At 43.9% G+C, this 16,907-nt stretch carries 15 protein-coding genes; all 15 read right to left on the bottom strand.

Annotation, left to right across the window (positions count from 1 at the left end; translation table 11 throughout):
- Positions 1-15 precede the first annotated feature (15 nt).
- The 15 genes from comGG to rpoB all read right to left on the bottom strand — a co-directional run bounded on the left by comGG (position 16) and on the right by rpoB (position 16,660).
- Complete coding sequence (comGG, locus tag QM870_RS07935) at positions 16-453, bottom strand: competence type IV pilus minor pilin ComGG (RefSeq protein WP_303470668.1); 438 nt, start codon at positions 451-453, stop codon at positions 16-18.
- On the bottom strand, positions 440-892 hold the full coding sequence (gene comGF, locus QM870_RS07930; RefSeq protein WP_061455749.1) for a competence type IV pilus minor pilin ComGF: 453 nt from the start codon (positions 890-892) through the stop codon (positions 440-442). Before comGF ends, comGG begins: the two co-directional genes overlap by 14 nt.
- On the bottom strand, positions 882-1,169 hold the full coding sequence (comGE, locus tag QM870_RS07925; protein ID WP_003004353.1) for a competence type IV pilus minor pilin ComGE: 288 nt from the start codon (positions 1,167-1,169) through the stop codon (positions 882-884). Before comGE ends, comGF begins: the two co-directional genes overlap by 11 nt.
- Positions 1,135-1,539, bottom strand: a complete 405-nt coding sequence (gene comGD, locus QM870_RS07920) for a competence type IV pilus minor pilin ComGD (RefSeq protein ID WP_049483607.1) — start codon at positions 1,537-1,539, stop codon at positions 1,135-1,137. Before comGD ends, comGE begins: the two co-directional genes overlap by 35 nt.
- Positions 1,529-1,846 (bottom strand): competence type IV pilus major pilin ComGC, encoded by a 318-nt coding sequence (gene comGC, locus QM870_RS07915; protein WP_049489153.1) that lies wholly within the window; start codon positions 1,844-1,846, stop codon positions 1,529-1,531. Before comGC ends, comGD begins: the two co-directional genes overlap by 11 nt.
- Positions 1,843-2,874, bottom strand: coding sequence for a competence type IV pilus assembly protein ComGB (comGB, locus tag QM870_RS07910; RefSeq protein ID WP_195189961.1), 1,032 nt, complete (start codon positions 2,872-2,874; stop codon positions 1,843-1,845). Before comGB ends, comGC begins: the two co-directional genes overlap by 4 nt.
- On the bottom strand, positions 2,807-3,748 hold the full coding sequence (gene comGA, locus QM870_RS07905) for a competence type IV pilus ATPase ComGA (protein ID WP_195189955.1): 942 nt from the start codon (positions 3,746-3,748) through the stop codon (positions 2,807-2,809). Before comGA ends, comGB begins: the two co-directional genes overlap by 68 nt.
- Before the next feature lie 87 nt (positions 3,749-3,835).
- Positions 3,836-4,225, bottom strand: coding sequence for a DUF1033 family protein (locus QM870_RS07900; protein ID WP_247920117.1), 390 nt, complete (start codon positions 4,223-4,225; stop codon positions 3,836-3,838).
- Between the two features lie 221 nt (positions 4,226-4,446).
- Complete coding sequence (locus QM870_RS07895) at positions 4,447-5,550, bottom strand: glycosyl hydrolase family 8 (RefSeq protein WP_049472876.1); 1,104 nt, start codon at positions 5,548-5,550, stop codon at positions 4,447-4,449.
- An 8-nt stretch (positions 5,551-5,558) separates the two neighbouring features.
- Positions 5,559-6,869 carry a glycosyltransferase family 2 protein gene (locus QM870_RS07890; RefSeq protein WP_155200262.1) on the bottom strand — a complete coding sequence of 437 codons (1,311 nt, stop codon included), beginning with the start codon at positions 6,867-6,869 and terminating at the stop codon, positions 5,559-5,561.
- Complete coding sequence (locus QM870_RS07885) at positions 6,862-7,002, bottom strand: hypothetical protein (RefSeq protein ID WP_003004308.1); 141 nt, start codon at positions 7,000-7,002, stop codon at positions 6,862-6,864. Before QM870_RS07885 ends, QM870_RS07890 begins: the two co-directional genes overlap by 8 nt.
- A 9-nt stretch (positions 7,003-7,011) precedes the next feature.
- Entirely contained in the window at positions 7,012-7,800 is a 789-nt protein-coding gene (locus QM870_RS07880) for an MMPL family transporter (RefSeq protein ID WP_155200263.1), read from the bottom strand.
- A complete protein-coding gene (gene wecB, locus QM870_RS07875; protein WP_155168049.1) occupies positions 7,801-8,955 on the bottom strand; it encodes a non-hydrolyzing UDP-N-acetylglucosamine 2-epimerase in 1,155 nt (384 codons plus the stop codon).
- 322 nt (positions 8,956-9,277) lie between these two features.
- A complete protein-coding gene (gene rpoC / locus QM870_RS07870; protein ID WP_023919658.1) occupies positions 9,278-12,931 on the bottom strand; it encodes a DNA-directed RNA polymerase subunit beta' in 3,654 nt (1,217 codons plus the stop codon).
- Between the two features lie 159 nt (positions 12,932-13,090).
- Positions 13,091-16,660, bottom strand: a complete 3,570-nt coding sequence (gene rpoB, locus QM870_RS07865) for a DNA-directed RNA polymerase subunit beta (RefSeq protein WP_023919659.1) — start codon at positions 16,658-16,660, stop codon at positions 13,091-13,093.
- Positions 16,661-16,907 lie beyond the last annotated feature (247 nt).

Raw genomic sequence — 16,907 nt, 5'->3', positions numbered from 1 at the left:
CTATCATACCAAAAATTAGTCTTTTTCGCTATTTTCTGATGGTTCCTTGGTCTCGTTTGGCGTCTTTTCAGAAGGCGTTTCGGTCCCTGCCTTCTCCTTATCTTTCTGCGTCTTCTTCTTTTCTTTTTGACTCTTCTTGTTTTCCTTTTCTTCCCTTACAGGAAGGACAAACTCATAGCTTTCGCCATTCATCTTAGCCTGAGCATGAAGAAAACCAGTGTCCTGCTGTAGCTGAACATCTCCAGACTTTAAATGAATCTCTGATGTCTTCTCATCACTCTTTCTCTTTTCAAGAGCCAATTGTACCAAAGCATAGGCCCGAAGGCGATCTTGACTCGTCTTTAAGATCCGTCTCTCCGCAACCTGACGGTGCAGGTAAAACTGAAGCAAGAGACTAAAAATCGCTGCCATCAAGAGGGCGTAGAGCAAGACACCAGCCTTAACTTTTTTCATTTTGCATCGCTGGTACCACATGGTAGACATACTCCCTTTCTAGACCTTCTTCGAAATTCAACCGTAGATGAATCAACTCTCCCTCCTGCCAAATTTGGCTAGAGCGAACTCCTGAAATCATAGGCTGATAGCCCCTGCCCTTATCATCTGTTTTTCGGATATCATCCCCTTTAGATTGACCAATGGCAATTGGTTTTTGATCCTGAACCAAGTAGATATGATTGTCCGCTACTTTTTCAAAATGGCTCCGATCCAATTCCACCTGCAATTGTTGCTGAAAAAGTATCCATTCTTCCTGCTTTTGATGCGCCTGGTAGTCCAATTCAGCATGCAGGAGCTTGGTCAAGCCTTGAAAGACCAACACTCCCCCACTAAGCACCAAGAGAGCGACCAAGGCTTCGAGCAGGGTAAAGGCCTTGACCTTTCCTTTATTCCACATGCAGCACCACCTTTCCTTGATGATAGACCGTGAGTTGATCGGCATCTTTTTCGACTTGAACCTGAATACCATTGGCCTCTAGATGATTTTGCCCTGTCTGAAGCGCCATTTGAGCGACAGATAAGACCTCTACCTCTTTGAAATCCGCTAGTCGCTCCTTGCGCGAACGCCGGATCTCCCCTAACAATAAGGTCGTAATCATGGCAAATAAACCCAAGGCTACCAAAGATTCTATGAGAATACTAGCGGGAACGGATGCTTTTTTTAATTTTCCCATTTCCAAGCGACAGTTGATAGGTCACCACTCCTCTCTGTGTCTGAAAGTGAACATTGGCCAGGGATGAATTGCCACCTGCACGGTCTAAACGAATAGTTTTAGGATCTTGCAAAATGATAGAATCAGGAATCTCCACCGTCTGGTAGGGCGTTTGAATCTTCCTTGCAGTCACTTCAACATCCAATTCCGTTTGCCTTGCCAAGGCTATCTTTTGGCTTTCTTGATAGAGGTGTTCAAACTCTGCAAAAAATACTTTTTCTTCCACCTGCTGAAAGCTCGTCTTGATCGATCCCGATAAGCCCAGATAAATAAAACTAACGATCATCAAGGTCAGAAGGGTCTCCACCAAGGTGAAGGCCTTAATCTGCAACCGCACGAGTTTCTCCACTATTTTTCGCATAATAGGCACGATAAGATTCTGCTTGTTTGTTGGTAATATTTCCATCAGCAATTAGCTTTGATAGAGTGGCTTGGTCATTGGTATGATTGAGCTCGTACAATTCAGCCTGACTTTCGACTACCTTCACAACCGCTGCATTTCCTGTCTCTTTCACGGAGTCTTTTTGCTTGGTCAAATTCGGCACAAAGAGCAATAAGAGCACACTGATGATCAATAAGACCACCAACATTTCAATCAGTGTAAAGGCTTTAACCTTATAGGTTTTTAATGTTTTCATAAATGAACCTCCATATTTTGATAAATCGGCAGCAACATGGCTGCATAGAGTAAGACAATCACAAGAGCCACAAAGACAAACACCAAGGGTTGTATCACATTCATGGCCTTGTGAACCCGACGAAAGAAATCTTCCCATGTTTTTTCTGCGTAGATCTCTAGCTCACTTCCGAGCTTTGATTTGACTTCACCATATTCAATCATAAGGGGCAATTCTTTTTTGAAAAAAGGATACCCCCTGACCGTCTCTGAAAAGGACTGGCCACGATCTAAAGAAAGAGCTAAGTCCCTTCCAATCTCTTGAAAAAGCTGGGATTTTTGGTCCTGCATCATGGAAAAAATCTGAGACAACTCCAATCCTTGCCCAATCAGATTGCCCCATTCTCTGGCATAATAGGCTGTCAAATAAGCTTGAATCATGCCTTTTCCGAAAGGCAGATGAGACAAGGTTCTAAAAACCTTGATCTTGCCTGACTTTCGATAATAGAGAAAGCCGAGTAAGAAGAAGGTTACCAGTCCTGCTCCTAAGGCCAAAAAGAGTTGGGGGAAGGAACTAATCAATTGCGTCCCAATATTTTGAGCATCCATTTGAGGAAGCAAATAATTGCGGAGGCCTAGCATAATCAGAACTAAAAACCCAAGTAAGATAAGAGGATAGGTGCTTACCTCAATCAGCTTTTTCTTGACCTTGCGCATGTTTTCAAGGTAAGCACTGATTTTCTCCAAGCTCAATGCAAGATTGCCATGGAGCTCAGCAAGAGACAGCTGTGTCGTCACCGCATCTGAAAAACCGATCCCCGCCATCATCTCTGAAAAACTCCGGCCCCGCGAGAGATCCTCTCGCATCTGGGAAACCAAACGACTCTCCACTAGGTGAGAGCGATCCAGAAAATCGACAATCTCAGACAGATGAAAACCACTCGAATAAAGATTCAAAAACAATTCGATGATTTGCTTTTGTTTAGCGGTAGATAATTTTTTCGGCTTGGGCTTGAGCCAGCTGGATATATCCCGATTGAGCCAAGAGATCCATTTGTTGGTTCCAGCGGCTGGCTGAGTGCTCTTGGTAGTTTTCCGTCGCAAAATCGACCACACCTCCTCCTGCAATTAATCGTTGGTAGCAAATACCTTGTAAAACAATCTTGAGCTCTTCCTCACTCACTCCAAGTTCTAAGAGCCTCTCATAAACACCTCGAACGCTCTTGGCATGGATCGTAGAGAAGACGGTGACTCCTGTCAAACTAGCTCGTACGACCGCACGAGCTGTTTCCCTATCTCGGATTTCTCCAATAATGAGAAGGTCCGGCCGATGGCGTAAGGAGAGTTTGATCAGGTTGTCATAGGTCATGCCGATCTGGTCATTCAGCTGAAGTTGAAGCATATTGTCCTGCTTGATCTCGACAGGGTCTTCAATAGACATGACTTGCTGGTCCGCAAAGCGCTCTTGCGCCAACGCATGCATGAGAGTGGTCTTTCCCGAACCAACAGGACCTGCAAAGAGATAGAGGCCACGACCAGCCAATTTCTTCTGCAAGTCTGGCAACTGATCAAACCAAAACCGTAATTCTCGCTCCTCATCATGCAAGAGCCGAATAACCAAGCTTTCATAGCCACGATAATCCCCCACCGTTGACAAGCGAATCGAAACCACTCCATTCTCCAAAGGGTAATCACACGATCCTAGCTGGCTGCGCCTTTTTTCTCCCACATTCATCCCTGCTACGAACTTAAAGTGGCTGATAATAGCTGTCATCTCCTCAAAAGGGAAGGACTGCACAAAGCGCCTCTCGTCTCCCACCCTCATAAAAACTTGGTACTCCTCCTTCCGAGGAATGAAGTAAAGATCCTGAGCTTCTTCCTTTTTCCCCATACGGATTAGTTTTTTTGCAATTTCTTGAACCATAGTTCCTCCTCTCACTTATACTATTCGAAAAAGAAGACAAAAAAAGAAGACTTTCTAGATCGCTCTAGAAAATCTTCCGAATGTCTCTTATGACAGGGTTGTCCCCTTTTTTGAATCGAGTGTATATTGACAAGAACGGTGTTTGCGACTGCCTCTTTCCTTTTCGTAGCCTGGGCGGAGCTTGCTTTTAGGGATCTTGTGCTCGTCTTCTAGAAGGACAATCGAATGGAAAAACTGCACATCTTCACTGCAGTCCTCACACCACTCTTTCTCCTTGGTATCCCAAAAGATCGTCATGAGGTCACTCCGACTCTTATAACTTGGAAAATGCTCATTTAACTCCAACCATTTCTGCTTGTAGTATTTCAAAGCCTGGTAATAGTCTTCAAACTTCCGGCTACTGACGATATCTTCTTCCCAACCATCTAGAAACCACCAGGGTTCACAGTCCCCATACATTTCAATCACTCGATACATAAACTCTTCCATCCTTTGTATCCTCTATTATATAGAAAATCCTTTGAGAATAAAAGTTTTCTGCTCAGGACATGATTTTTCAAGTATTTTCAGGCGATTTTCACAGTTATTTTTCAAAAATAGACTACTTGATTTCTCTTGGGTCCTTTTTTCGAGAATCAAAAGAAGAGAGTCCCAACAAAATGGCGAGCCATCTTGGGGAACTCTCTTTTCTCAAGTATTTAGAACAATTCTAGTGCAATCATAGTTGTCATGGTTGCATCGTAATAGTTATTTAGAGGTAGATCTTGTGTAAAGATATACTTGTTCTGTTGCACCAACTTCAAATAGCCTTTTTCATGTTCAGAGGCATAGACAATCGGTGCCAAAAAGCTTGCTGCCTGATGATTGTTCAAGGCCTTCCCTTTCAAGTCATAACCTGCATACAGGTTTCTTTGACTCTTGAAAAAGTTAAGCATCTTTTTCACCAATTGTTGACTGGTTTTGTCCTTACTTTGAACAAGGTTGTATGGAAGGCGACAAGCGTTATACGAGTAGGCACCATCATACTTGGATTCAATCGTCTTGGGATCCGCTACGCGCGTTCCTTGCTCATCTACCCAGATGAAATCAGGTAGTAAACCTGTTTTGGTTTGGGAGCTGATCGTTTGGAGCTGCTGCAACATCTTTTCTTTGATATCCAACCACTTCGAATCTTTTGTCACTTCATAAAAGATCTGGAATTGCGCTGGCAATGTATCAGACGTCCGCATCAAATGATAAAACTCCGAGTCCTGATTAGCCCAATTCCCCACCGTTAACACACCAGTTTCTTCATTGTAGTTGTGTGCGAGAATATCTTCTAAAATCGCTTTGGCTTGAGCCTGGTAGTCTTTGGCTTGCTTTGGCCATTTCTGAGCGGCTTTTAGAAGAGCATAGGCGATGTAGAGATCTCCATCTGTAGCGTTATGATCCTCATCCTTTGCTTTTCCATTGCTGATGGTTTGTTTCCAAGACATCAATTGGGTACCTTCCAAGCGATGATTTAGATAATAGTGATAGAGTCGGTCAAAGTCTGCTTGTTGGGCTTGTCCTTTTTCGGCAGCTGCAACAGTAATGAGCATTCCATAACTTTGTGCCTCGGATAACACTACTGTTTGATTGCTATCATTGGTGGTTCGAACATAGGATTCTTTCCCTTTTGAAACAACAAAATGCTCATTCCACTGATGATAAATTCGATTTCGCATCTCCACTTTACTTCTCGTTCTCGCTAAAAACAAGGTCAAACAGAAAATGCAAAGGATGACTAGAAACCATACATATCTCATCTTTTTCGTTTTCATAATTTCTCCTATCCTGCGAATCGTTTTGTTTTAACCCATTTGGTTTCTTTCCGGTGCAATAGTTTATCCATCACAATCGAAGAGATGGCATCAATCGACACAATGATAAACAGTTGAGAATAGGTGAAATAGGCAGCCAAGGCCAACCAAATTTGCTTGGTAGTGGCTTGACCAAATTGTGAGGCAAGAGCCACATTAATCTGAAGCAGATAAAGCCCAATCATCAAGATCCAATTGAAGAGCATCAATTGCGCAATGTAGATATTTTCAGAATCAAAGGCAAATGGAATTTGCACACCTGGCACCACTGTATGGATACACATGGCCAGAATATTGGCAAAAAAGATCAAGTCCGATAAGACGATGGCCGCATTAAACCAGAAGAAGACACAGGAATAGTTGGTCACTTCCAACTTCACGCGCCAATTTCCCTTACCAAATAAATGCTTGAAGTTGGAAAGAACCACTTCATAATTCCCTTTGGCCCAACGTTTCCGTTGCATATAGTAACTCTTCAGAGTCTCTGGCTCTTGTTGGAAAGCTTCTGAATTATAGGCTAGCGCAATCAACTTCCCACTTTGCATAATCTTGAAGGAAATATCCGTATCCTCAGTCAAGGCACCGTTTTTCCATCCTCCAATACTCTTGACAAATTCGGTTTGAATAATGAAGTTAGTTCCTGGAATCCGTCCAATCTTAAAGAGATGCCACATGCCCACATGATGAACCCGTTGGGTGACAACAATCTCTTGGTTGATACAGCGGGTCAAAAAGTTTTGATTGGCATTCCGCGTTTTATTGCGGCCGAAAGAAGCCACATGACGTTCTGGATCTTTGAGGACTTCTTTCACAAGGAAATAAAGGGCGTTCTTTTCAGGCATGGCATCTGCATCATAAACACAGATATAGTCTCCGGTTGCCATCGCCAAAGCGTCATTTAGCACACCGGCTTTCCCACCTGTCCCACTTCGATTGATAATGGTCAAATCACGTCCTGCATACTCTGGCAATGCTTTAACCGTCAAACACTCCTCATAGGTGTGATCGGAACAATTATCCGCAAAGAGCAGTAATTCAACACGATCATGTGGGTAGTTCATATCAAGGATCGCTTTGGCTGTTTGTGCAATGACCACATCCTCATTATGGGCGGGCACAACGATCGTCACTTTTGGATAATAAGGAAGCGGATCCGTATTGACACGAAAATCACTGTGTTTAAACCAAAAATGAACGGCTGAAAAGAGGATTACTAAGCCCCAGGCTAAGGATAACCAAATCGAAATCAAGGCAATAATCATCACAATTTGACTAATCATGGTCCACCGCCTTAAAGTTTTTATTGACACGGCGGTAAATCACCGTATAAGCTACAAATAATACAATAAAGCACAAGGCAAAAAATACACTGATGCCTACAGCTATATTAAAAAATATATTTGTAAGAGACATGTTTTCCTCCTAATATTCCACAATAATATCTGTTTCAAGTTGACGTTTTAAGTAACGAATCATTTCTTTATAGCGATGGTATTTGGTTCGATTGGATTGATCCACTACAAGAAATCCTGACTGAAATTGGATGCCCTGAACCCCATCTTCTCCTTGGAACACCAGTCCTTCCAACTGTGGTTTTAAGACCGTCATATAATCGCTCTTCAGATCCCGCTCGCTATCAGAAGATAAGATCAAGAAATTACCGTCTGATACATAATACAAGCTTTCATTTGGCTTCAGATGATGCGTTAACAAATAGTTGATTTGGTTCAAGGTCCGATTGTACTCTCTCGGTTGCAATTGGAAAAACAATTCCTCGTGCGACCAGTGAATGAGTAAGGCCTGAATCGTATCATTGGTTTCCCCACCATAAGAAGCAATGCGGTTGCGGTAATCTGCGTAAGCTTCTGGCTCTTGATCCTTCACTTTTGCAATCTCTTTAAAGAGGTGATAGCGAATTCGGGTCAAAATTCCAATCAAGATCGGAAAACTAAAGAGCAAGAGCAAGGCTTGATGAAATGGGATATAGACGACACCTGCCACCAAAAAGACAATCCCAAGGGCAAATGACAACAGGATGGTCCATGTCAACAATAAATCCGATAAAACAATAGCAGAAAATAATCCTAAAACAAAGAACAATCCTTCTTCAATCAGAATCTCTCTTGCAAAAAACAAGCAGTAAAGTAAAAGAAGTACTTCGAAAACAATCAAAATCAGCAACCATCTACTTAACTTTTCCGTTTTTTTCATTTATTCTTTCTCTCCCTCATGAAATTCTTCGGCAGCCTCTCCCTGGCCAAAGTAATGTTTAATGGCTTGTACGATTCGCTCAGAAGCTTTTCCATCCCCATAAGGATTCCGGGCATTTGCCATTTGAAGATACAGGCTTTCGTTGGTTAAGAGCTCTGTCATCGTGGATTTTACGACGGCAGGATCCGTACCAACTAATTTCAAAGTCCCCGCTTTAACCCCTTCTGGGCGTTCCGTTGTATCGCGCAATACCAATACCGGTTTTCCTAATGATGGCGCCTCCTCTTGCACCCCACCTGAATCCGACATGATAAAGTAACTTCTCGAAGCTAAGTTGTGGAAATCCAGCACATCTAGAGGCTCAATGAGGTGGATCCGATCATGTTCTCCTAATAGATCGTTTGCCGCCTCTTGGACCGCTGGACTAAGATGCACTGGGTAAACCACTTCAATAGTCGGTTCTTGATCCACCATTTCTCTCAGAGCCCCAAAGACCGCTCGCATGGGTTGGCCTTGATTTTCTCTTCGATGCATGGTGACCAGGATGACTTTTTTATCTGGATCCAATTGATCTAACACTTCGTGGTGATAGTCCTCTTGAACCGTGAGTTTCAGCGCATCAATGGCAGTATTTCCCGTCACTACAATAGAGGATTCCGGATGATTTTCTTTTAAGAGATTGGCCTTACTTTCGCCTGTCGGCGCAAAATACAGATCCGCTAAATCATCCGTCATTTGACGGTTCATCTCTTCTGGATACGGTGAATATTTATCAAAGGTTCTCAAACCAGCTTCGACGTGACCAATGCGGACTTGATTGTAAAAGGCAACCAGACTCGCCGCAAAGGTGGTTGTCGTATCTCCATGGACGAGCACCATATCCGGCTTTTCTTTTTTGATAACTGGATCTAATTGATTCAGAATTTTAGAGGTAATGTCCAATAAGGTCTGGCTTTTCCCCATAATATCCAAATCGTAATCAGGTACGATGTTAAAGGTTTCTAAGACTTGGTCCAGCATTTGACGGTGCTGGGCAGTGACCACCGTAATGGTCTCAATAACCTCCTTTTGTTTTTGCAACTCCAACACCAAAGGGGCCATTTTAATGGCCTCCGGTCGCGTCCCAAACACAACCATAATTTTCAATTTTCCCATAAACTTCCCCCGTCGACATGCATGTAATTCGACATTTTTTTAATTTGTGTACATCTTTTTTCATTCTACCGCCAATGACTTTAAATGTCAAACCGATTTTGGGTTTTATAAAGAAATTACTAATAGTTAGTCATTTTATTATTTTGGTGTTTAGAATACATATCCATATAATCACTAATTGTAAGTATTTACAGCACGACTTTTACCGGGCTAATATTTTTGGTAAAAAAACAATTCAATAATTATACAATTATTTTTCAAATAATAAATTTTTATTATTTTTGCAAAAAAAAGCCGGAACTTGTAGTTCCGACTTATTTTCTTATTCTTCTACGACTTCAGCTGTTTGAACTTCATCGACTGTTCCATCTGTTAATGGCACTTCTTCGATAATTTCAACTTCATTAACTGCTTGTGGTTCCAAGTTACGGTAACGAGCCATACCTGTACCTGCAGGAATAATCTTACCAATGATAACATTTTCCTTAAGTCCAAGGAGATGGTCTTTCTTACCGCGGATCGCTGCGTCAGTAAGGACACGAGTTGTTTCCTGGAAGGAAGCCGCTGACAAGAAACTGTTGGTTTCAAGAGAGGCTTTGGTAATTCCCATAAGGACTGGACGAGCAGTTGCAGGAACTCCACCAGAGATAAGGACATCCTTATTGGCATCTGTAAAGTCTGTAATGTCCATCAGAGTACCCATGAGAAGGTCTGTATCTCCTGGATCCATGACACGTACTTTACGGATCATTTGACGCACCATTACCTCGATGTGTTTGTCGCCGATTTCTACCCCTTGGCTACGGTATACTTTTTGTACTTCCGCAAGAAGGTATGTTTCAACTGACAAGACATCACGAACGGCAAGGAGACGTTTTGGTTGAATAGATCCTTCTGTCAGAGCATCACCACGAGAGACTTGATCTCCCACTTCGACTTTCATGCGGGCAGTGTAAGGGACAACGTATTCGCCCTCACCAGTTGCTCCGCTAACAAAGACTTTCTTGGTCCGTGTAGAAGCATCTTCTTCGATGGCTGTGACTTCCCCTTTGACCTCAGTGATGACCGCTTCCCCTTTTGGATTGCGGGCTTCAAAGATTTCTTGGACACGAGGAAGACCCTGAGTGATATCGGTATTTGAGGCAACCCCACCCGTGTGGAAGGTACGCATGGTCAACTGTGTACCAGGTTCCCCGATAGATTGGGCAGCGATAGTTCCGACTGCTTCACCCACTTCAACCGCATCACCAGTCGCCAAGTTGATACCATAACAGTGACGGCAGACACCATGGCGGGTGTTACATGTAAAGACAGAGCGGATAGTGACTTCTTCAACACCAGCTTTGACAATTTCACGTGCTAGGTCTTCTGAAATCAAGGTATCTGGACCAACGATGACTTCACCTGTTTCAGGATGTTTAACAGATTTCTTGGTATAACGACCAGTCAAGCGTTCTTCGAGTGGCTCGATCATTTCCTTACCATCAGTAATGGCACGGATCACAAGTCCACGGTCTGTTCCACAGTCATCTTCACGGATAATGACGTCTTGGGCCACGTCAACCAAACGACGAGTCAAGTAACCTGAGTCGGCTGTCTTGAGGGCCGTATCGGTCATCCCTTTACGGGCACCGTGAGTTGAGAAGAACATTTCGAGTACTGACAAACCTTCGCGGAAGTTTGACAGGATTGGCAATTCCATGATCCGTCCATTTGGAGCGGCCATCAAACCACGCATACCGGCAAGTTGCGAGAAGTTTGAGATGTTACCACGGGCTCCAGAGTCCATCATCATAACGATTGGGTTCTTCGGATCTTGGTTATCCACCAAGCGTTTTTCCAATTTCTCACGGGCTGCACGCCATTCAGCTGTAACGGCATTGTAGCGTTCGTCATCCGTGATCAAACCACGACGGAATTGTTTGGTGATTTGTTCCACACGTTTGTGAGATTCTTCAATGATTTCTGCCTTATCTTCAACGACCGGAATATCGGCAATCCCCACTGTCAAACCGGCAAGGGTTGAGTGATGGTAACCCAAGTCTTTCAAGCGGTCCAAGAAAGCAGATGTTTCGGTTGTACGGAAGCGTTTGAAGATTTCTGCGATGATATTTCCAAGATTTTTCTTCTTGAATGGAACGTTTAATTCCAACTTCTCAATCGCTGCTTTGACATCTTGACCAGGTTCCAAGAAGTACTTAGCTGGAACGCCTTCTGTCAAGTTGGCATTATTTGGTTCTTGAAGATATGGAAGCTCTGCAGGCATGATATCGTTAAAGAGGATCTTACCAACAGTTGTCAAGAGAATCTTGTGTTGTTGCGCTTCTGTCCATGGTTTGTTCAAGCTATCGGTCGCAATTCCGACACGGGTATGCAAGTGAACATAGCCATTGCGAAGGGCCATGACCGCTTCATCACGGTCTTTAAAGACCATGCCTTCGCCTTCACGACCAGCTTCTTCCATAGTGAGGTAGTAGTTCCCCAATACCATATCCTGAGATGGGGTAACAACTGGTTTACCGTCTTTTGGATTCAAGATGTGCTCAGCAGCCAACATCAAGATACGAGCTTCTGCTTGGGCTTCTTCTGAAAGCGGTACGTGGATGGCCATTTGGTCCCCGTCAAAGTCGGCATTGTAGGCTTCACAGACAAGTGGGTGCAAGCGAAGGGCTTTCCCGTCAATCAATACAGGTTCAAAAGCTTGGATCCCCAAACGGTGAAGGGTCGGTGCGCGGTTCAAGAGAACTGGGTGTTCTTTGATCACTTCTTCTAGGATATCCCAGATGCGTTCATCTCCACGTTCGACCAAGCGTTTTGCAGCTTTGACGTTTTGCACGATATCACGCGCAACGATTTCACGCATCACGAATGGTTTAAAGAGCTCGATCGCCATTTCACGCGGTACACCACATTGGTACATCTTAAGAGTTGGACCAACGGCGATAACGGAACGTCCTGAGAAGTCAACCCGTTTACCGAGCAAGTTTTGACGGAAGCGTCCTTGTTTCCCTTTGAGCATGTGGCTCAATGATTTTAATGGACGGCTACCTGGTCCTGTGATCGGACGACCACGACGACCGTTATCGATCAAAGCATCAACGGCTTCTTGGAGCATCCGTTTTTCGTTTTGCACGATGATACCAGGGGCATTCAACTCAAGCAAACGTGCCAAACGGTTGTTCCGGTTAATAACCCGACGGTAAAGGTCGTTCAAGTCAGAGGCAGCAAAACGGCCACCATCCAATTGGACCATCGGACGAAGATCTGGTGGAATAACCGGAAGGATGTTGAGGACCATCCATTCTGGCTTGTTGCCAGATTTGTAGAAGGCATCCAAGACATCCAAACGACGCACAGCCTTCACACGTTTTTGACCAGTTGCAGTCTTCAATTCTTCTTTCAAGAGAGCAATTTCAGCTTCCAGATCCACTTGTTTCAAGAGGTCTTGGATCGCTTCTGCACCCATCTTAGCGACAAAGGAACCTGGTCCGTATTCACGCAAGCGTTCACGGTATTCACGTTCTGTCATGATGGATTTGTGCTCAAGTGGTGTATCTTTTGGATCGATCACCACGTAAGCTGCGAAGTAAATAACTTCTTCAAGGGCACGAGGACTCATATCCAAAGTCAATCCCATACGAGAAGGGATGCCTTTGAAGTACCAGATGTGTGATACAGGCGCTTTCAACTCGATGTGCCCCATGCGTTCACGACGAACCTTGGCACGTGTTACTTCAACCCCACAGCGGTCACAAACGATCCCTTTGTAACGGATCCGTTTGTATTTCCCACACGCACATTCCCAGTCTTTTGTAGGTCCAAAGATGACTTCATCAAAGAGACCTTCACGTTCTGGTTTCAATGTACGGTAGTTGATTGTTTCAGGTTTCTTGACCTCTCCATAAGACCATGAACGGACCTTGCTTGGAGAAGCTAGGGTGATTTGCATACTTTTAAAACGATTTACATCAACCACTATTTCTTACCTTTCCTTGTTTTCATACTTGTTTCATTTGGATACAGCTTAGGTGGGGAAAGAAAGAAAACTTTCTTGCCACCTCCTTGTGTCTGTATCTTGTTATCGAATCATCCTGTCAGAAGCATTGGTTTCTCACAAGACAATCATTTTTACTGATTATTTTTCTGATTCTTCAGCATCGAAGGCTGCTTTTGCTTCCTTGGCTGCTTTTTCACGTGCTTTTTCAAGGTCATCCACATGAATCACATCATCGTCTTCCCCTTCATCGAGGTCACGAAGTTCCACTTCTTGATCATCTTCGTCCAAGACACGCATGTCAAGACCAAGAGATTGCAATTCTTTGACAAGAACGCGGAAGGATTCTGGTACACCTGGTTTTGGAATTGGTTTACCTTTGGTAATTGCTTCATAAGCTTTCAAACGTCCGTTGACATCATCTGACTTGTAAGTCAAGATTTCTTGAAGGACATTTGATGCACCATAAGCCTCAAGGGCCCACACTTCCATTTCCCCGAAACGTTGTCCACCAAACTGAGCTTTCCCTCCGAGTGGTTGTTGGGTAACCATTGAGTATGGTCCGACTGAACGGGCATGGAGTTTATCATCAACCATGTGGTGAAGCTTGATCATGTACATGACACCGACAGAGACACGGTTGTCAAATGGCTCACCTGTACGTCCATCGTAAAGAATGGTCTTAGCATCGCTATCCATACCAGCTTCTTTCACAGTATCCCAGAGGTCTTCTGAGCTTGCTCCGTCAAAGACTGGTGTTGCGATGTGAATACCCAAGTTACGAGCGGCCATACCAAGGTGAAGTTCCATAACCTGACCGATATTCATACGTGATGGCACCCCAAGAGGGTTCAACATGATATCAACCGGTGTACCGTCTGGAAGGTAAGGCATATCTTCAACTGGAACAATACGAGACACAACCCCTTTGTTTCCGTGACGACCGGCCATCTTATCTCCGACGCGGATCTTGCGTTTTTGTGCGATGTAAACACGAACCAACATGTTCACACCAGATTGCAATTCATCTCCGTTTGCACGCGTAAAGATCTTAACATCACGAACGACTCCATCTCCACCGTGAGGTACACGAAGAGAAGTATCACGTACTTCACGAGATTTATCTCCAAAGATCGCGTGAAGGAGACGTTCTTCAGCAGAAAGGTCTTTTTCACCCTTCGGTGTTACCTTACCGACAAGGATATCGCCTTCTTTTACTTCCGCACCAATACGGATAATACCTGTTTCATCTAAGTCACGAAGAGCATCTTCCCCAACGTTTGGAATTTCACGGGTAATTTCTTCAGGGCCTAATTTGGTATCGCGTGTTTCTGATTCGAATTCTTCCAAGTGAACAGATGTGTAGACATCTTCTTTCACCAAGCGTTCGCTCATGATAACGGCATCCTCGAAGTTATACCCTTCCCAAGTCATGTAAGCGACGATTGGGTTTTGACCAAGGGCCATTTCCCCTTTTTCCATCGATGGACCGTCAGCGATAAAGTCGCCTTTTTCAACGACATCGCCAACTTTTACAAGGGTACGTTGGTTGTAAGCCGTACCTGAGTTTGAACGACGGAATTTTTGGATATGGTAAACATCAAGCGAACCGTCTTCCCGACGAACTTCTACCTTGTCTGCATCTGCATAAGTAACTTTACCATCGTGTTGAGCAATGACCGCAGCTCCTGAGTCATGGGCTGCTTGGTATTCCATACCAGTACCCACGTAAGGGGCTTTTGGATCAATCAATGGCACAGCCTGACGTTGCATGTTGGCACCCATGAGGGCACGGTTGGAGTCATCGTTTTCCAAGAAAGGAATACATGCTGTCGCAACGGCAACTACTTGTTTTGGAGATACGTCCATGTAGTCGACTTGATCAGATGGGAACTCTTGGTTGTTACCACGGTGACGTCCCATAACGATTGGCTCAGCAAAGCCACCTTTTTCGTTCAACTTAGAGTTAGCCTGAGCGACGATGTACTCATCTTCTTCATCGGCTGTCAACCAAACGATTTCGTTGGTGACTACACCTTTTTCCCGGTCCACTTTACGGTATGGCGTTTGGATGAAGCCATATTTGTTCAAGTGTCCGTAAGATGACAAGTTGTTGATCAAACCGATGTTTGGTCCTTCAGGTGTTTCGATTGGACACATACGACCATAGTGGGTATAGTGCACGTCACGCACTTCATATCCGGCACGGTCACGTGTCAAACCACCAGGCCCTAAGGCAGACAAACGACGTTTGTGAGACAACTCAGAAAGTGGGTTGTGTTGGTCCATGAACTGTGACAACTGTGAAGATCCAAAGAATTCTTTAATTGCTGCAGTTACTGGGCGGATGTTGATGATTTGTTGTGGTGTCAAGACATCGTTATCTTGTACAGACATCCGTTCCCGAACGTTTCGTTCCATCCGTGAAAGTCCAAGACGCACTTGGTTGGCAAGCAATTCACCAACGGCACGAATCCGACGGTTTCCAAGGTGGTCGATATCATCCACGCGACCAATACCTTCTGCCAGGTTCAAGAAATAGCTCATTTCTGCCAAGATATCTGCTGGAGTTACAATCCGTACTTTGTCAGATGGGTTGGCATTTCCGATGATGGTGACAACGCGGTCTGGATCTGTTGGAGCGACAACTTTGAATTTTTGCAATTCTACTGGTTCTGTCAAAACAGCAGCATCATTTGGAATGTAGGTGATTTTGTTCAAACCGTTATCCAATTGTTCTGAGATGCTGTCGATCACATCGCGCGTCATGACAGTACCAGCTTCTACAAGGATTTCCCCTGTTTCAGCATCTACCAATGGTTCTGCGATTGTTTGGTTCAACAAGCGGTTCTTGATATTGAGTTTCTTGTTGATCTTGTAGCGACCGACAGGAGCCAAGTCATAACGACGTGGATCAAAGAAACGAGCTACCAACAAGCTGCGTGAGCTTTCCGCTGTTTTTGGTTCACCCGGACGAAGACGCTCGTAGATTTCTTTGAGGGCTTCATCTGTCCGTGAATCCATTGGATTTTTGTGGATATCTTTTTCAATGGTATTACGAACCAATTCGCTATCCCCAAAGATATCGATGATTTCATCATCTCCAGAGAATCCAAGAGCACGCACAAGAGTTGTAAATGGAATCTTACGTGTGCGGTCGATACGTGTGTAAGCAATGTCTTTTGAGTCGGTTTCAAGCTCTAACCAAGCCCCACGGTTAGGGATAACAGTTGATCCATAACCAACTTTACCATTCTTGTCCACCTTATCATTGAAGTAGACACCTGGTGAGCGGACCAACTGAGATACGATAATCCGTTCTCCACCATTGATGATGAAGGTTCCCATTTCAGTCATGATTGGGAAATCACCAAAGAAAACTTCTTGGGTCTTGATTTCACCTGTTTCTTTGTTGACCAAACGGAAGGTCACAAAGATTGGTGCTGAGTAGCTAGCATCGTGGATGCGCGCTTCTTCAAGCGAATACTTAGGTTCGCGGATTTCATAACCCACAAATTCCAATTCCATTGTATCCGTGAAGTTTGAGATGGGAAGCACATCTTCAAATACTTCCTTCAAGCCATGATCCAAGAAATCTTTGAATGAGTCTGTCTGGATTTCAATCAAGTTTGGTAAATCAAGAACCTCTTTGATTCTTGAAAAACTACGACGGGTCCGATGTTTCCCGTATTGAACGTCATGTCCTGCCAAAGTTTTTAGCTCCTTTTTCCATACTAGGATAGCTTGGTAAAATGACTTTCACCACCTATCCGGTTTTAACTACAATTGTGTGATTTGCATCACGTGAAGAGCTATCTCTTCACCTCATTCGTCGCTTTTTGTAATTTTTAGAAAAATTAAATTTGTGTAACAAACTAGGATTTTTCTGAAAAATAGGCACAAAAAGAGCAGCTAAATCGACTTATTCAAGTAAGATTTAACTGCTGTAAGCTCTTAT

It is taken from the genome of Streptococcus parasanguinis (assembly GCF_047463195.1).
Lineage (GTDB): Bacteria > Bacillota > Bacilli > Lactobacillales > Streptococcaceae > Streptococcus > Streptococcus parasanguinis_R.
This window is presented reverse-complemented; position numbering and strand designations above follow the sequence as displayed.